This is a genomic window from Streptomyces sp. JL2001 (genome assembly GCF_050917515.1).
In the GTDB taxonomy this organism is placed as follows: domain Bacteria; phylum Actinomycetota; class Actinomycetes; order Streptomycetales; family Streptomycetaceae; genus Streptomyces.
In genome coordinates this window covers 5,947,143-5,962,855 of record NZ_CP169421.1, presented here as the reverse complement: position 1 = coordinate 5,962,855, position 15,713 = coordinate 5,947,143, and the positions used below count along the sequence as shown (strand labels likewise).

Below are 15,713 nucleotides of genomic sequence, written 5' to 3'. Positions count from 1 at the left end.
CGTACCCACCCCCTCGTGAAAGCGTGCACAAGCCCCCGCCTACGATAGGGCCCGTGCAGACCCCCCTCGCCTTCATCGCCAGGCGCTGGACCCCGTCCCCCCGGACGCTCCGGCGCGCCGCGCTCTCCGCCGTCGTGATGAGCGTCGTCATCATCGTCACCGGTGGCGCGGTCCGGCTGACCGGATCCGGTCTCGGCTGCGACACCTGGCCCAAGTGCACCGACGACAGCCTCTTCGTCACGCCCGAGCAGGGCTTCCACGGAGCGGTCGAGTTCGGCAACCGGATGCTGACCTACGTGCTGTCGGCGGCCGTCGGCTGGGCCATCGTGGCCGCCCGGTCCACCGAGCCGTGGCGACGCGGGCTGACCCGGCTCGGCTGGGCCCAGTTCTGGATCGTGATGAGCAACGCCGTGATCGGCGGGATCACGGTCTGGATGGGGCTGAACCCCTGGACGGTCGCCGGCCACTTCATCGCCGCCAACGGCCTGCTGACCGTCGCGGTGATCACCTGGCAGCGCACCCGTGAGGGCGACACGACGCCCCGCCCGAGGGTCCCCGCGCCGGTCCGCAAGCTGGGCTGGGCGATCGTCGCGGTCTCCGCCGCGCTGATCGTGCTCGGCACCTCCGTGACCGGCTCCGGCAAGCACGCCGGCGACAAGAGCGAGGTCCCGCGGATGCCGTGGGACTGGACCGCCGCCGCGCACGTCCACGCCATCGCCGCCTGGGTCGTCTGCGCGCTCGCGCTGGCCATGTGGCTGGTGCTGCGCGTGGTGGACGCCCCGGACGACACCCGGGCCCGCGCCCGCGACCTGATCGTCGTACTGCTCGCCCAGGGCGGGATCGGCTACGTCCAGTACTTCACCGGCGTCCCCGAGATCCTGGTCGCGGCCCACATGCTCGGCTCCGCGCTGATGTGGATCGCGGTCCTGCGGCTCCTGCTGAGCCTGCGGGAGCGCCCGCTGACCACGCCCGGCATCCCGGCCCAGCCGGACGCGGCCCTCGCCTCCGCCTGAGCCGCACGCGACGCGCGTCGTCGCCCACCCCGTACGCGGCCCCCGCGACGCATGCCGTCGCCGGGGCCGCCCGCGTGTCCGGGCGCGGGCCGCGACGCCGGGCGGCGCCGCGCGCGGCGCTCAGCCCGCCAGGCCGTAGACCCGGCGCGCGTTGCCCGAGGCGATCATCGTGGCGACGCGCTGGGCGTCCGTACGCGACCAGGCGCCGTCGCCGACCCACTCGCCCAGCACCCGGTCGAGCGCGGCACGGAAGACACCCGCGGCGACCACGTGGAGCTCCGGCAGGGCCTGTGCCCCGCTGGAGAAGAGCAGCTTGCCGAAGGGCGCCAGTTCCAGGATCTCGGCGAGGACGGCGGCGGCCCGCGCGCCGGTGCGGGCGAGCACCGGGCCGAGGTCGGCGTGGACGTGCGCGAAGGCGCCGGTGAGGCGTGCCGTGTGGCGGTGGTCGGGGTAGCCGTGCAGCAGCACGAGATCCGTTCCGAGCCCGGCGGTGCGGGCGGCGAAGCCGGCGAGGGCGGCCGGGTCCCCCGTCCCCGCGTGGAGCTGGAGGGGCTTTCCCGTGGCCACGGCGATCCACAGCAGATGGCGCAGCAGGACGGGGTCGTCGAGCCGGCCTCCCGCCGGGCGGCCGGCCAGCCAGCGTCCGGCGGCTCCGCGGACCTCTCCGGGCCCGGGCGGCTCGCTCGCGTACGCGAGGCCCCGGCGCACCGCCGCGTCGGAGCCGAAGGCGACGGCCGTCGCGGCGGCGCCGTGGACGGCCTCGGCGAGGTTGGCCAGCAGGCCCTCGACGGTTCCCGAGGTGTCGGCGACCTGCTCGGCGAGCGGCTCCAGCCGGACGATCTCGTGGGCCTCGGCCGCGCCCGTGGCGGCGATCTCCGCCGGACCGGTCAGATCGCCGGGCAGGCCGGTGTCCACCAGGTAGGTGGAGATGCCCGAGGCGCGCAGCAGGCGCCGCCCGGTCTCCAGGACGCCCAGCTCCCGGCGGCGGGCGAGGTAGCGCGCCGGCGGGCAGTGCGGCTCCAGGCCGAGCAGCGGCGGGCACCAGCGGCGCACGGCGAAGCCGGTCTGGGTGTCGAAGAAGGTGGTGCCGGGCGCGGGCGGCCCGGCCGCCGGGGCGAGGTGGGCCTCGAAGGTGCCGAGGCCGAGCTCGGTCCGGAGCACGCCGTGGCAGTGCTGGTCCACCAGGCTCGGCGTCTCGATCATTCGGGGGCTCCCTGTGTGGACGTGCTTCCACACGTCCTAACGGGTGAGCCCCGCGCGAGGTTGTTGCCTGGGACCGGCCTTACCGGTTGGCCGGGCCGCCGATCTGGATCCCGGCCATCCGGGTCCACTCGTACGGGCCGGTGACGACCTTGGCGGCGAACTCGCCGTCGAACTCGTCGTGCAGCGTGAGACCGGCCTTCTCGGCGGCCTGCTGGGCGACGGGGTACGAGGGGGCCACCAGGTCGCCCCAGCCGCCGTCCTCGCCCACGAGGACGATCCGGGTGCCCATCTGGCCGATGTAGGCGAGCTGCCCCTCGGCGCCGCCGTGCTTCTTGGAGAACGCCTGGATCTGCTGGGCGAGCTTGGCCGCCTTGCGCTCTGCCTGCTTGGTGTCTGCCATGGAAAGGATGCTACCCAGCGGTAGATCCACAGGCGACGGCCGGGGCGTGTGGGGTGCCCCACGCGCCCCGGCCGCCGTCCCGGGTCCTGGCGGGGGGCGGCGGGGGCGGGGCACGGACGGGAGGGCGGACGAGGGGCGAGGCGGCAGCGGGGTGAGGAACCGGCAGGGGGGGCGAGGAACCGGCAGGGGGGGCGAGGAACCGGCAGGGGCGAGGAACCGGCAGGGGCGAGGAACCGGCAGGGGCGACGGTCGGACGGGAAGGGCCGACGGTCGGACGGGAAGGGCCGACGGTCGGACGGGCGGCAACGGGGCGAGGCACGGACGGGAAGGGCCGACGAGGGGCGAGGCGGCAATCGCGGCACACGGCCTTGGGGGCGGGGCCTGGGGTCTTGGGCTCGGGGCTCTTGTTTGCTTCTGGCGGTTGGCCGCCCTCTCTCCGAGTGTGGCGGGTTACGGCGCCGCCTCAAGGGCGCTCCTCGTTCCTCGTCGCGTCGCTGCGCGATGGGCTGCGCCCACCCTTGACCCGTCGCCTCCACCCGCCTTTTCACACTCGGAGGGCGGCCCGGGGGGATGGGCCCAGGCGGGGGCCGGCGGGGCGCGCAGCGCCGTCGGCCCCCGTCGGCTCCGGGGGTGGTTCAGCGCGGCCATTGAATGGGGTGACCCGGCACGGCTTAGCGGCAATCCCTCGCCCATTGGCGGAGATTCATGCCCCGCTGGTCACTCTCCGGTGGTGGGTGAAGCCGGATCCGAGAGCCCTTGGAGGATCGACGTCTCAAGCCGGCCGCCATCGAGTCCGGTGTCGATCCTTCGCCGGCAGCGGGACTCCCGAATGACGCTAGCGCGTACATTACCTGCGGTAACTCGGACGGGATAAGGGACTTCACGGGCATATCGGACTCTCGGGCGGCTTAATGTACGCCGTAGCGTCATTGAACAGCCGATCCCGGACTGGCGATGGGGCTGCTGGGGCGGATGGGATCCGTGCGACCGCCGACCCCCGCGCGACCCGTGCCCCTGACCCGAACTGGCGATGCCGGCTGCGGATTCGGCTTCACCCCCACCGGACATTGACCAGCGGGGCATGAATCCCAGCCGACAGACGAGCGGCATCCGCTAAGCCAAGCCCAGCTGCCCCATTCAATGGCTGCGGGAAGCCACCCCAAAAGCTGTCGGCCGCCTACGGCGCCCGGGGCACCCCGAACCCCCCGCCTGGCCCCTCCCCGGGCCGCCCTCCGAGTGTGAAAAGGCAGCCGGGGCCGGGCGGTCAAGGGTGGGCGCAGCCCATCGCGCAGCGACGCGACGAGGAACGAGGAGCGCCCTTGAGGGCACGGCCCCGGCTGCCACACTCGGAGAGAGGGCGGCCAACCACCAGAAGCCACCCAAGACCGGCCCACCCCAAGCGCCAGGACCCGCGCCCCCCAAGCGCCAGGCCCCCCAAGCCCGTCCGCTACCTCAGGAAGGGGTCCACCGCGACCGCCACGAAGAGCAGCGAGACATAGGTGATGGACCAGTGGAAGAGGCGCATCTCCTTGAGCTTCGCGCCCGTCGCGCCCGCCTTGGCGCGGTTCAGCAGGCCGTGGGCCTCCCAGAGCCACCAGCCGCCGGTCAGCAGCGCCACGGCGGTGTAGAACCAGCCGGTGTAGCCGAGCGGGGTCAGCAGCAGGGAGACGGCGACCATCACCCAGCTGTACGCCACGATCTGCCGGGCGACGACCTTGTTGGAGGCCAGGACCGGGAGCATGGGGACACCGGCGCGCGCGTAGTCGTCCTTGACCTTCATCGACAGCGGCCAGTAGTGCGGCGGCGTCCAGAAGAAGATGACGAGGAAGAGGATGACGGCGGCCCAGGACATCGAGTTCGTGACCGCGGACCAGCCGATGAGCACCGGCAGGCAGCCGGCGATGCCGCCCCAGACGATGTTCTGGGTGGTGCGCCGCTTGAGGATCATCGTGTAGACGACGACGTAGAAGAGGAGCGCGCCGAGCGAGAGCGCGGCGGAGAGCCAGTTGACGAGCAGGCCGAACCAGAGGGTCGAGACCACCGCCAGGGTGAGGCCGAAGACCAGGCCCTCGCGCGGGGTGAGGACACCGGTGACCAGGGGACGCTGGGAGGTGCGGTCCATCAGCGCGTCGATGTCGCGGTCGATGTACATGTTCAGCGCGTTGGCGCCGCCCGCGGACAGGTAGCCGCCGAAGCAGGTGGCGAGCACCAGCCACAGGTCCGGCACACCCTGCTCGGCGAGGAACATCACCGGGACGGTGGTGATGAGCAGCAGTTCGATGATCCGCGGCTTGGTCAGCGCCACGAATGCCTTGACGCGAGCCCCGAACGGCCGATGGCCCCCCGGGCTGGGAGTCAAGACGACCCCTGCGGGTCGGGACTCGACGGCCGTCACGCACACCCCTGACAGAGAAATTTCCCAGCAAGCTCCCCGTGAGGACGGGGGGAAGACTTGCGCGTACCACGCCACTCTAGACGTTGCCCAGACACCGATCTTCGCGGGGGTGGGGTCGTGTTGAGGGGGCTTGTCCCGAGGCGTGGACAAGCCTTCGGGAGGCGAACGGGCAGAGTCGGCGGCACTCTGGCCCTGTCCGCTCATTTGAGGGGCCTGCAGCCGAAAAGAGGGCGTTCCTTCGGGGGTAGGCTCGACACCGCCGGTACACCCTCAGTCACCGGCCTGTAGACCATGTGGAGAGGAGCCCTGACCCAGGGTGAGCACTAAGCCGACCACCACAGACCTCGAGTGGACCGAGTTGGACCAGCGGGCCGTAGACACCGCCCGCATCCTGGCCGCGGACGCCGTACAGAAGGTCGGCAACGGCCATCCCGGTACGGCCATGAGCCTCGCGCCCGCCGCGTACACCCTCTTCCAGAAGGTGATGCGCCACGACCCGGCCGAGCCGGAATGGGTCGGGCGCGACCGCTTCGTGCTGTCCGCCGGCCACTCGTCCCTGACCCTGTACACCCAGCTGTTCCTGGGTGGCTTCGGTCTTGAGCTGGACGACCTCAAGGCCTTCCGCACCTGGGGTTCGAAGACCCCCGGCCACCCGGAGTACGGCCACACCGCGGGCGTGGAGACGACGACCGGCCCGCTGGGCCAGGGTGTCGCCAACGCCGTGGGCATGGCCATGGCCGCCCGCTTCGAGCGCGGCCTGTTCGACCCGGAGGCCGCCCCCGGCACCTCCCCGTTCGACCACCGCGTGTACGCGATCGCCGGTGACGGCTGTCTGCAGGAGGGCATCTCCGCCGAGGCGTCCTCGATGGCCGGCCACCAGAAGCTGGGCAACCTGATCCTGCTGTGGGACGACAACCACATCTCGATCGAGGGCGACACCGAGACGGCCGTGTCCGAGGACACGATGAAGCGGTACGAGGCCTACGGCTGGCACGTCCAGCGGGTCGAGCCGCAGGCCAACGGCGACCTGGACCCGGCCGCGCTGTACGCGGCCATCAGGGCGGCCGAGGCCGAGACGGAGCGCCCGTCCTTCATCGCGATGCGCTCGATCATCGCCTGGCCCGCCCCGAACGCGCAGAACACCGAGGCCGCGCACGGCTCGGCGCTGGGCGACGAGGAGATCGCGGCCACCAAGCGGATCCTCGGCTTCGACCCGGAGCAGGCCTTCGAGGTCGCCGACGAGGTCATCGCCCACACCCGCGCGCTCGGCGACCGCGGCCGCGAGGCGCGCGGCGAGTGGGAGAAGTCCCTGGCCGAGTGGCGCACCGCCAACCCGGGTCGCGCCGCCGAGTTCGACCGGATCCAGGCCAACGAGCTGCCCGGCGGCTGGGAGTCCAAGGTCCCGGTCTTCCAGGCGGGCCAGGGTGTCGCCACCCGCGCCGCGTCCGGCAAGGTCCTGCAGGCGCTGGGCGCGGTCATCCCCGAGCTCTGGGGCGGCTCCGCCGACCTGGCGGGCTCGAACAACACCACGATCGACAAGTCGTCCTCGTTCCTCCCCGAGGGCAACCCGCTGCCGGAGGCCGACCCGTACGGCCGCACCATCCACTTCGGCATCCGCGAGCACTCGATGGCCGCCGAGATGAACGGCATCGCGCTCCACGGCAACACCCGCATCTACGGCGGCACCTTCCTGGTGTTCTCCGACTACATGCGCAACGCGGTGCGGCTGTCCGCGCTGATGCACCTGCCGGTCACCTACGTCTGGACCCACGACTCGATCGGTCTGGGCGAGGACGGCCCGACGCACCAGCCGGTCGAGCACCTCGCCTCGCTGCGCGCGATCCCGGGTCTGAACGTCGTGCGCCCGGCGGACGCCAACGAGACCGCGATCGCCTGGCGCGAGATCATGAAGCGGCACACCCGCGTGTTCGGCAAGGGCGCCCCGCACGGCCTCGCGCTGACCCGTCAGGGCGTGCCGACGTACGAGACCAACGAGGACGCGGCCAAGGGCGGCTACGTCCTGCTCGACGCCGAGGGCGGCGAGCCGCAGGTCGTGCTGATCGGCACCGGCTCCGAGGTGCACCTGGCCGTCGAGGCCCGCGAGCAGCTCCAGGCCGCCGGCGTCCCGACCCGGGTGGTCTCGATGCCGTGCGTGGAGTGGTTCGAGGAGCAGGACCAGGACTACAAGGAGTCCGTGCTGCCGCCGTCGCTCAAGGCCCGCGTGGCGGTCGAGGCCGGTATCGGTCTGACCTGGCACAAGTACGTCGGGGACGCCGGCCGGATCGTGTCGCTGGAGCACTTCGGCGCCTCCGCGGACGCCAAGGTCCTGTTCCGCGAGTTCGGCTTCACGCCCGAGGCGATCGCCGCCGCGGCCCGGGAATCTCTGACCGCCGCGGCGCGCTGACGCCCATACGTACGACTTAATGGAGATGCAACTCTCATGACAGACGCACTCAAGCGCCTCTCCGACGAAGGCGTCGCGATCTGGCTGGACGACCTCTCGCGCAAGCGGATCACGTCCGGCAACCTGGCCGAGCTCATCGACCAGCAGCACGTGGTCGGTGTCACCACGAACCCGTCCATCTTCCAGAAGGCCATCTCCTCGGGCGACGGGTACGAGCAGCAGCTCGCCGACCTGGCGTCCCGCAAGGTGACCGTGGACGAGGCGATCCGCATGATCACGACGGCTGACGTGAGGGACGCCGCCGACATCCTGCGGCCGGTCTTCGACGCCACCGACGGTCAGGACGGCCGGGTGTCCATCGAGGTCGACCCCCGTCTGGCGCACCACACCACGGCCACCATCGCCGAGGCCAAGCAGCTGGCCTGGCTCGTGGACCGCCCGAACACGCTCATCAAGATCCCGGCCACCAAGGCGGGTCTGCCGGCGATCACCGAGGTCATCGGCCTCGGCATCAGCGTGAACGTGACGCTGATCTTCTCGCTGGAGCGCTACCGCGCGGTCATGGACGCCTACCTGGCCGGTCTGGAGAAGGCCCGCGAGCGCGGCCTGGACCTCTCCAAGATCCACTCCGTGGCGTCGTTCTTCGTCTCCCGGGTGGACTCGGAGATCGACAAGCGCCTGGACGCCATCGGCACGGACGAGGCGGCCTCCCTCAAGGGCAAGGCGGCGCTCGCCAACGCCCGTCTGGCCTACCAGGCGTACGAGGAGGTCTTCTCCTCCGAGCGCTGGGCCGCGCTGGACAAGGCCCAGGGCAACAAGCAGCGTCCGCTGTGGGCCTCGACCGGCGTCAAGGACCCCGCGTACAAGGACACCCTGTACGTGGTGGACCTGGTCGCGCCCGGCACGGTGAACACCATGCCGGAGGCCACGATGGAGGCCACCGCCGACCACGGCGAGGTCGTCGGCGACACCGTGCGCGGCACGTACGAGCAGTCCCGTGCCGAGCTGGACGCCGTCGAGAAGCTCGGCATCCCGTACGACGACGTGGTACAGCTGCTGGAAGACGAGGGCGTCGAGAAGTTCGAGGCGTCCTGGAACGACCTGCTCAAGTCCACCGAGGCGGAGCTCCAGCGCCTCGCACCTTCGGAGGCGTAACACCTTGAGCGCAGTCCACGGAGCCAACCCGCTCCGTGACGCCGCAGACCGACGGCTCCCGCGTATCGCGGGGCCGTCGGGTCTGGTGATCTTCGGCGTCACGGGCGATTTGTCCCGTAAGAAGCTGATGCCCGCCGTCTACGACCTCGCCAACCGCGGCCTGCTGCCGCCGGGCTTCTCGCTGATCGGCTTCGCCCGCCGGGAGTGGCAGGACGAGGACTTCGCGCAGGAGGTCCACGACGCCGTGGAGCAGCACGCGCGCACACCGTTCCGCGAGGAGGTGTGGCAGCAGCTGATCCAGGGGATGCGCTTCGTCCAGGGCGACTTCGACGACGACGACGCCTTCGACCAGCTGAAGACGACCATCGAGGAGCTGGACAAGGCGCAGGGCACCGGAGGCAACTTCGCCTTCTACCTGTCCGTGCCGCCCAAGTTCTTCCCCAAGGTCGTCCAGCAGCTGAAGAAGCACGGTCTGGCCGACCAGAAGGACGGCTCCTGGCGCCGCGCGGTCATCGAGAAGCCCTTCGGGCACGACCTGGCCTCCGCCAAGGAGCTCAACGAGGTCGTCCACGAGGTCTTCCCGCCGAACGAGGTCTTCCGGATCGACCACTACCTCGGCAAGGAGACTGTCCAGAACATCCTGGCGCTCCGCTTCGCCAACACCCTCTTCGAGCCGATCTGGAACCGGTCCTACGTCGACCACGTCCAGATCACCATGGCCGAGGACATCGGCATCGGCGGCCGGGCCGGCTACTACGACGGCATCGGCGCCGCCCGTGACGTCATCCAGAACCACCTGCTCCAGCTCCTCGCGCTGACCGCGATGGAGGAGCCCGCCGCCTTCGACCCGGACGCGCTCGCGGCCGAGAAGACCAAGGTGCTCGGCGCGGTGCGGCTGCCGAAGGACCTGGGCGCCAGCACGGTGCGCGGCCAGTACGCGGCCGGGTGGCAGGGCGGCGCGCAGGCCGTCGGCTACCTCCAGGAAGACGGCATCGACCCCAAGTCGAAGACCGACACCTTCGCGGCGATCAAGCTGGAGATCGACAACCGCCGCTGGGCGGGCGTCCCCTTCTATCTCCGGACCGGCAAGCGCCTCGGCCGCCGCGTCACCGAGATCGCGGTCGTCTTCCAGCGCGCCCCGCACTCCCCCTTCGACCAGACCGCGACGGAGGAGCTGGGCCAGAACGCCCTGGTCATCCGGGTCCAGCCGGACGAGGGCGTGACCATGCGGTTCGGCTCCAAGGTGCCGGGCACCTCGATGGAGGTCCGGGACGTGTCGATGGACTTCGCCTACGGCGAGTCCTTCACGGAGTCCAGCCCCGAGGCGTACGAGCGGCTCATCCTCGACGTCCTGCTCGGCGACTCGAACCTGTTCCCGCGGCTCGAGGAGGTCGAGCTGTCCTGGAAGATCCTCGACCCGATCGAGCAGTACTGGGACAAGCACGGCAAGCCCGCGCAGTACCAGTCCGGGACCTGGGGTCCGGTCGAGGCGGACGAAATGCTCGCACGAGACGGACGGAGCTGGCGGCGGCCATGAAGACCGACCTGACGGACACCACGTCCAGCAAGATCAACAAGGCGCTGGTGCTCGGGCGGCGGGCCATCGGCACGCCGGCTGTCGGCATGGTGCTCACCCTCGTCATCGTCACCGACGAGGAGAACGCCTACGACGCGTTGAAGGCCGCCAACGACGCGTCCCGCGAGCACCCCTCGCGGACGCTGGTGGTCATCAAGCGGGTCTCGCGCTCGCCGCGCGACCGGGCCAAGGCACGACTCGACGCCGAGGTCCGCCTCGGCGCCGACGCCAGCACCGGCGAAACGGTTGTCCTGCGGCTGTACGGCGAGGTCGTCGACCACGCCCAGTCGGTGGTCCTGCCGCTGCTGCTGCCGGACGCGCCCGTCGTCGTCTGGTGGGCGGTCAACGCGCCGGCCGACCCGGCGAACGACCCGCTGGGCGCGCTCGCCCAGCGCCGGGTCACCGACACCTACGCGGCCGAGCAGCCGATCCACGAGCTGACCGGGCGCGCGGAGACGTACACCCCGGGCGACACGGACCTCGCGTGGACCCGGATCACCCCGTGGCGTTCCATGCTGGCCGCCGCGCTCGACCAGGTCACCTGCGAGGTCACCTCGGCCGAGGTGGAGGGCGAGGAGTACAACCCGAGCGTCGAACTGCTGGCCATGTGGCTGGCGGACCGGCTGAAGGTCCCGGTGCGCCGGTCCGCGTCGGCGGGTCCCGGTCTCACCTCCGTACGGCTGGCGACCAGCCGCGGGCCGATCGTGCTCGACCGGCCCGACGGCTCGCTGGCGACGCTCTCCATCCAGGGGCAGCCGGACCGCGCCGTGGCGCTCAAGCGCCGCGAGACGGCCGAGCTGATCGCGGAGGAGCTGCGGCGCCTCGACCCGGACGACACGTACGCCTCGGCGCTGCGCTACGGGGTCGACCGGCTGGACGAGGTGGCCGGCAAGACCGCTCCCGCCCAGGACCCGGAGGCCGCCGCGGATCCGGCTCCGGCCCCCGCGGCGAAGAAGGCGCCGGCCAAGAAGGCGGCGGCCAAGTGAGCGCTCCGCAGCTGGTGGTCCACCGGGACAAGGAGCTGATGGCCCAGGCCGCGGCGGCCCGGCTGATCACCCGGATCGTGGACGCGCAGGCCGCGCGCGGCTCGGCGTCCGTGGTCCTGACGGGCGGGCGCAACGGCAACGGGCTGCTCGCGGCCCTCGGCACGGCGCCCGCCCGGGACGCGGTCGACTGGTCGCGGCTCGACCTGTGGTGGGGCGACGAGCGGTTCCTGCCGGACGGTCATCCCGACCGGAACGTCACGCAGGCCCGCGAGGCCCTGCTGGACGCCGTACCGCTGGATCCGGCCCGGGTGCACGCGATGCCGGCCTCGGACGGTCCGTCCGGCGGCGACGTCGACGCCGCCGCCGAGGCGTACGCGGCCGAACTGGCCGCGGCGGCGGGTCCGGAGCACTACCAGCCCGCGGAGGGCGGCGCGTCCGTCGCCGTCCCGGCCTTCGACGTCCTGATGCTGGGCGTCGGTCCGGACACCCATGTGGCCTCGCTGTTCCCGGAGCTTCCGGCGGTGCGCGAGACCGAGCGGACGGTCGTGGGGGTGCGGGGCGCCCCGAAGCCGCCACCGGTCCGGGTCTCGCTGACCCTGCCGGCGATCCGCGCCGCGCGGGAGGTCTGGCTGCTCGCGGCGGGCGAGGACAAGGCGAAGGCGGCGGCCATGGCGCTGTCCGGGGCGGGCGAGGTCCAGACCCCGGCGGCGGGCGCCTACGGGCGTTCGCGCACCCTCTGGCTGCTCGACGCCGCGGCGGCCTCGGAGCTTCCGCGCGACCTGTACCCGCCGGCCTCGGCCTGACGGAGACTCAGGAAGGCCCGGTCCACCCCTCGGTGGGCCGGGCCTTCGTCGTCGGCACGGGCTCCAGGAAGGGGGCGAGGAGGCCCGGGACCGCCTCGGCGGCGAAGGCGAGCCCCTCGCTCTCGTCGGCGTCGATCACGGCGTAGGCCCCGTCGCCCGCCGCGGTCGTGGCGGTCAGGGTGAGGAGGCCCGCACGTCGCTGGAAGTACGTCTGCCGCACCGTCCAGCCGATGACACCGCCGCGCTGAAGGGCGACGGTACCGCGGCGCAGGGCGCCGGAACGGGTCACCAGGTAGGCCCCGCTGATGCCGTGTCCGAGACTGCGGTAGGCGTCGAGCGCGAGCAGCACGCCCACCGGGAGCGCCACGAGCAGCCAGGCCGCGGCGGCGTACGGCAGCACGTCGGCGGCCGGCCCGCCGAGCACGCCGGGCGACCCCAGGACGGCGGCCGGGACGAGCGCGCCCCACAGGGCCCGGCGCAGCCGCCGGGTGCGGGCGGCCCGGGGGTGCGGGGTGAGCGGCCGGCCGGTGGGGGCGTCGGGCTCCTTCAGCACCTGCGCCGCGACCCGGTCGGCGACCTCCCGGGGCGCGGGCGGCAGCAGGGTCTTGTGCTCGGCGTGCCGGTCCTCGTCGTCGTGGGCGAGGCCGGTGGCGACCGCGTCGACGCGTGCGGCGCGGCACATCCGTACGCCGAGCGGCTCGACCAGTTCGACGCCGCGCAGGCGCCGCTCCTCGATGGAGATCGAGCGGGTGGTGAACAGTCCGCGGCGCACCCGCAGGGTGCCTCCCGGCTCGCGCTCCAGCCGGTGGTTCCACCACATCTCGATCCACAGGCCGAGTGCGCCGATCGTGCCGGCGAGGGTGGCGAGCAGGACGAGCACGACGAGGGTCCAGGCGATCGGGGTGTCCCGGAAGGTTCTCCCGATCCACTCGATGAGCTCGGCCTGGGCGCCGAACCACTCGCTGACCTGCATCAGGGCGCCGGCGGCGGCGACGCCGAGGAGCGGGGCGACGAAGGAGACCGGCGCGTAGCGGATCCAGCGCGGGTCGAGGGTGGCCAGCGTGCCGTCGTGGCGGTGGTCGGCGGCGGCCCGGACGGTGTGGGCGAGGAGTTCGCGGCGGAGCCGTTCGCCCTCGGCCCGGGTGACCGGGTCGAGTTCGAGGGTGGAATCGCCGCCCGTGGTGCTCTCCCCGGTGCCGATGCGGACCTGGACGAGGCCGAGGACGCGCAGCAGCGGGTGGGCGGTGAGGTCGACGCTGCGGATGCGTTCGCGGGCCAGCGAGCGGCGCTTGACCAGCAGGAGCCCGGAGTGGAGTTCGGCGCGCTCGACGCCGACGCGGTAGCGGGTGCGGCGCCAGCGGACGTAGTCGGCGGCCGAGCCGCCGGCGACGAGCAGCGCGCCGCCGGCCAGGACCCAGCCGACCGCCTGCCACAGCGGCATGGAGGCGGCCAGGCCGAGTACGGCGGGCAGCGCGCCGCCGGCGGTGACGCCGGCGACGACGGCGGCGGTCACCAGGACCGTGCGGCGGTCCAGCCGCCGCCATTCGCCGCCGTCCGGTTCGGTGTCCTGGCCGACGCCCTCGTCGAGCGCCGTCACGTGGCGTCCCCGGGGGTGTCCCGGGTGATCCGGGTGAGGCGTTCGCCGAGCTCGGCCGCGAGCTCGTGGTCGAGGCCCTCGATCCGCAGCGCGCCCTTGGCGGAGGCGGTGGTCACCGTCACCGTGGCGAGCCGGAACACCTGCTCCAGCGGCCCGCGCACGGTGTCGACGGTCTGGATCCGGGACATGGGCGCGATCCGCCATTCCTGCCGGAAGGCCCCCGTACGGACGTAGACGGCGTCGTCGGTGACCTCCCAGCGGTGGACCGCGAACCACCAGCGGGGGAAGAACGCGGTGCCCGCCAGCCCGAGCACCGCCAGGATCCCGGCCCCGAGCAGGAGCCAGGACCGGGCGGGCCCGATCAGGGCGGCCAGGGCCACCAGGACCGCCACGGGCGCGGCGGTCGTCAGGAGCCACTGGGTGCGCCACCAGGTGACGGCACGCCGGTTCAGGGTGTTGCGTGGCGGCCGCAGCCGTATCGCGCCGGGCACCGCGTCCTCCCCCGTCGTCATCGGACTACCGGCCGCGCAGCGACCGGTAGGCGGCGACGAGCGCGGCGGTGGAGCCGTCGAGCTGCTCGCCGCCCTCGCCCCCGGTCAGCACCGGCTCGATCCGCTTGGCGAGGACCTTGCCGAGCTCGACGCCCCACTGGTCGAAGGAGTCGATGTTCCAGACCGCGCCCTGGACGAACACCTTGTGCTCGTACAGCGCGATGAGCTGGCCGAGGACGGAGGGGGTGAGCGCCGTCGCCAGGACGGTGGTCGTGGGGTGGTTGCCCCGGAAGGTCTTGTGCGGCACCAGCTCCTCGGGCACGCCCTCGGCCCTGACCTCCTCGGGCGTCTTGCCGAAGGCCAGTGCCTGGGTCTGGGCGAAGAAGTTGGCCATCAGCAGGTCGTGCTGGGCGACGAGACCCGGCAGCAGGTCGGCGACGGGCTCCGCGAAGCCGATGAAGTCGGCCGGGATGAGCTTGGTGCCCTGGTGGATCAACTGGTAGTACGCGTGCTGCCCGTTGGTGCCGGGGGTGCCCCAGACCACCGGACCCGTCTGCCAGTCGACCGGCCGGCCGTCGCGGTCCACGGACTTGCCGTTGGACTCCATGTCGAGCTGCTGGAGGTACGCGGTGAACTTCGACAGGTAGTGCGAGTAGGGCAGGACGGCGTGCGACTGGGCGTCGAAGAAGGCGCCGTACCAGACCCCGAGGAGGCCGAGCAGCAGCGGTACGTTCTCCTCGGCGGGGGCGGTGCGGAAGTGCTCGTCGACGAGGTGGAAGCCGTCGAGCATCTCGCGGAAGCGGTCCGGGCCGATGGCGATCATCAGGGACAGGCCGATGGCCGAGTCGTACGAGTAGCGTCCGCCGACCCAGTCCCAGAACTCGAACATGTTGGCCGTGTCGATGCCGAAGTCCTCGACCTTCTCGGCGTTGGTCGACAGGGCCACGAAGTGGCGTGCGACGGCCTCCTGGCCGGCCTGCAGGCCGGTGAGCAGCCAGTTCCTGGCGGAGGTCGCGTTGGTGATCGTCTCGATGGTGGTGAAGGTCTTCGAGGCGACGATGAAGAGCGTCTCGGCCGGGTCGAGGTCGCGGACGGCCTCGTGGAGGTCGGCGCCGTCGACGTTCGAGACGAAACGGAAGGTCAGGTTCCGCTGGGTGAAGGAGCGCAGGACCTCGTAGGCCATGGCGGGGCCGAGGTCGGAGCCGCCGATGCCGATGTTGACGACGTTCCTGATCGGCCGGCCGGTGTGGCCGGTCCACTCGCCGGCCCGCACCTTGTCGGCGAACGCGGCCATCTTGTCCAGTACGGCGTGCACGCCGGGGACGACGTTCTCGCCGTCGACCTCGATCACGGCTCCGCGCGGGGCGCGCAGCGCGGTGTGCAGGACGGCACGGTCCTCGGTGGTGTTGATCTTCTCGCCGCGGAACATCGCGTCGCGGAGCTCGGCGACCCCCGTCGCGACGGCCAACTCGCGCAGCAGCGCGAGCGTCTCGTCGGTCACCAGGTTCTTCGAGTAGTCCAGATACAGGTCGCCGACCCGCAGGGTGTACGCGCCCCCGCGCTCGGGGTCGGCCGCGAACAGGTCGCGCAGATGGGTGTCGCCCAGCTGCTCACGGTGCTTGCCGAGGGCGGCCCACTCCGGCGTCTGGTTGAGCCTGGTACGGCCTTCGGTCTTCATCTCGGACATCGC

12 protein-coding genes are annotated in these 15,713 nt (G+C 72.3%); 6 read left to right on the top strand and 6 right to left on the bottom strand.

The features are described 5' to 3' along the window. The first annotated feature begins 53 nt into the window (after nucleotides 1–53). On the top strand, nucleotides 54–1,013 hold the full coding sequence (locus ACE1OA_RS26580; protein ID WP_356605696.1) for a COX15/CtaA family protein: 960 nt from the start codon (nucleotides 54–56) through the stop codon (nucleotides 1,011–1,013). Between the two features lie 120 nt (nucleotides 1,014–1,133). Here the strand turns inward: ACE1OA_RS26580 and ACE1OA_RS26575 are convergent, their stop codons facing one another. From ACE1OA_RS26575 to ACE1OA_RS26565, 3 genes are all read right to left on the bottom strand, one after another. Further along, the gene (locus tag ACE1OA_RS26575) at nucleotides 1,134–2,216 is read right to left on the bottom strand and encodes an amidohydrolase family protein (protein ID WP_356605698.1); all 1,083 of its coding nucleotides are present in this window, start codon (nucleotides 2,214–2,216) and stop codon (nucleotides 1,134–1,136) included. Between the two features lie 79 nt (nucleotides 2,217–2,295). Beyond that, the gene (locus ACE1OA_RS26570; RefSeq protein ID WP_147977470.1) at nucleotides 2,296–2,616 is read right to left on the bottom strand and encodes a hypothetical protein; all 321 of its coding nucleotides are present in this window, start codon (nucleotides 2,614–2,616) and stop codon (nucleotides 2,296–2,298) included. Nucleotides 2,617–4,063: 1,447 nt separating this feature from the next. Next, complete coding sequence (locus ACE1OA_RS26565) at nucleotides 4,064–5,011, bottom strand: heme o synthase (RefSeq protein ID WP_147977471.1); 948 nt, start codon at nucleotides 5,009–5,011, stop codon at nucleotides 4,064–4,066. 316 nt (nucleotides 5,012–5,327) lie between these two features. Between ACE1OA_RS26565 and tkt the strand changes: the two genes are divergently transcribed. From tkt to pgl, 5 genes are read left to right on the top strand one after another with little or no spacing between them, the layout of a single operon-like run. Next, entirely contained in the window at nucleotides 5,328–7,415 is a 2,088-nt protein-coding gene (gene tkt, locus ACE1OA_RS26560; protein ID WP_356607969.1) for a transketolase, read from the top strand. A 36-nt stretch (nucleotides 7,416–7,451) separates the two neighbouring features. Further along, nucleotides 7,452–8,570 (top strand): transaldolase, encoded by a 1,119-nt coding sequence (tal, locus tag ACE1OA_RS26555; protein WP_386545747.1) that lies wholly within the window; start codon nucleotides 7,452–7,454, stop codon nucleotides 8,568–8,570. Nucleotides 8,571–8,574: 4 nt separating this feature from the next. Further along, nucleotides 8,575–10,107: a glucose-6-phosphate dehydrogenase gene (gene zwf, locus ACE1OA_RS26550; RefSeq protein WP_356607973.1), complete on the top strand. Its 1,533-nt coding sequence runs from the start codon at nucleotides 8,575–8,577 to the stop codon at nucleotides 10,105–10,107. Further along, nucleotides 10,104–11,132, top strand: a complete 1,029-nt coding sequence (gene opcA / locus ACE1OA_RS26545; protein WP_356607975.1) for a glucose-6-phosphate dehydrogenase assembly protein OpcA — start codon at nucleotides 10,104–10,106, stop codon at nucleotides 11,130–11,132. Before zwf ends, opcA begins: the two co-directional genes overlap by 4 nt. Next, nucleotides 11,129–11,935, top strand: coding sequence for a 6-phosphogluconolactonase (pgl, locus tag ACE1OA_RS26540; RefSeq protein ID WP_384875022.1), 807 nt, complete (start codon nucleotides 11,129–11,131; stop codon nucleotides 11,933–11,935). The genes opcA and pgl overlap by 4 nt, the downstream gene beginning before the upstream one ends. A gap of 7 nt (nucleotides 11,936–11,942) precedes the next feature. On the opposite strand, the gene ACE1OA_RS26535 is transcribed toward pgl, so the two are convergent. The 3 genes from ACE1OA_RS26535 to pgi are packed head-to-tail and all read right to left on the bottom strand — an operon-like array spanning nucleotide 11,943 to nucleotide 15,710. Continuing rightward, complete coding sequence (locus tag ACE1OA_RS26535) at nucleotides 11,943–13,532, bottom strand: PH domain-containing protein (protein ID WP_384875025.1); 1,590 nt, start codon at nucleotides 13,530–13,532, stop codon at nucleotides 11,943–11,945. Next, nucleotides 13,529–14,044, bottom strand: a complete 516-nt coding sequence (locus ACE1OA_RS26530) for a PH domain-containing protein (RefSeq protein WP_356607981.1) — start codon at nucleotides 14,042–14,044, stop codon at nucleotides 13,529–13,531. The genes ACE1OA_RS26535 and ACE1OA_RS26530 overlap by 4 nt, the downstream gene beginning before the upstream one ends. Before the next feature lie 4 nt (nucleotides 14,045–14,048). Further along, the gene (gene pgi, locus ACE1OA_RS26525; RefSeq protein ID WP_384875028.1) at nucleotides 14,049–15,710 is read right to left on the bottom strand and encodes a glucose-6-phosphate isomerase; all 1,662 of its coding nucleotides are present in this window, start codon (nucleotides 15,708–15,710) and stop codon (nucleotides 14,049–14,051) included. Nucleotides 15,711–15,713: the final 3 nt, after the last annotated feature.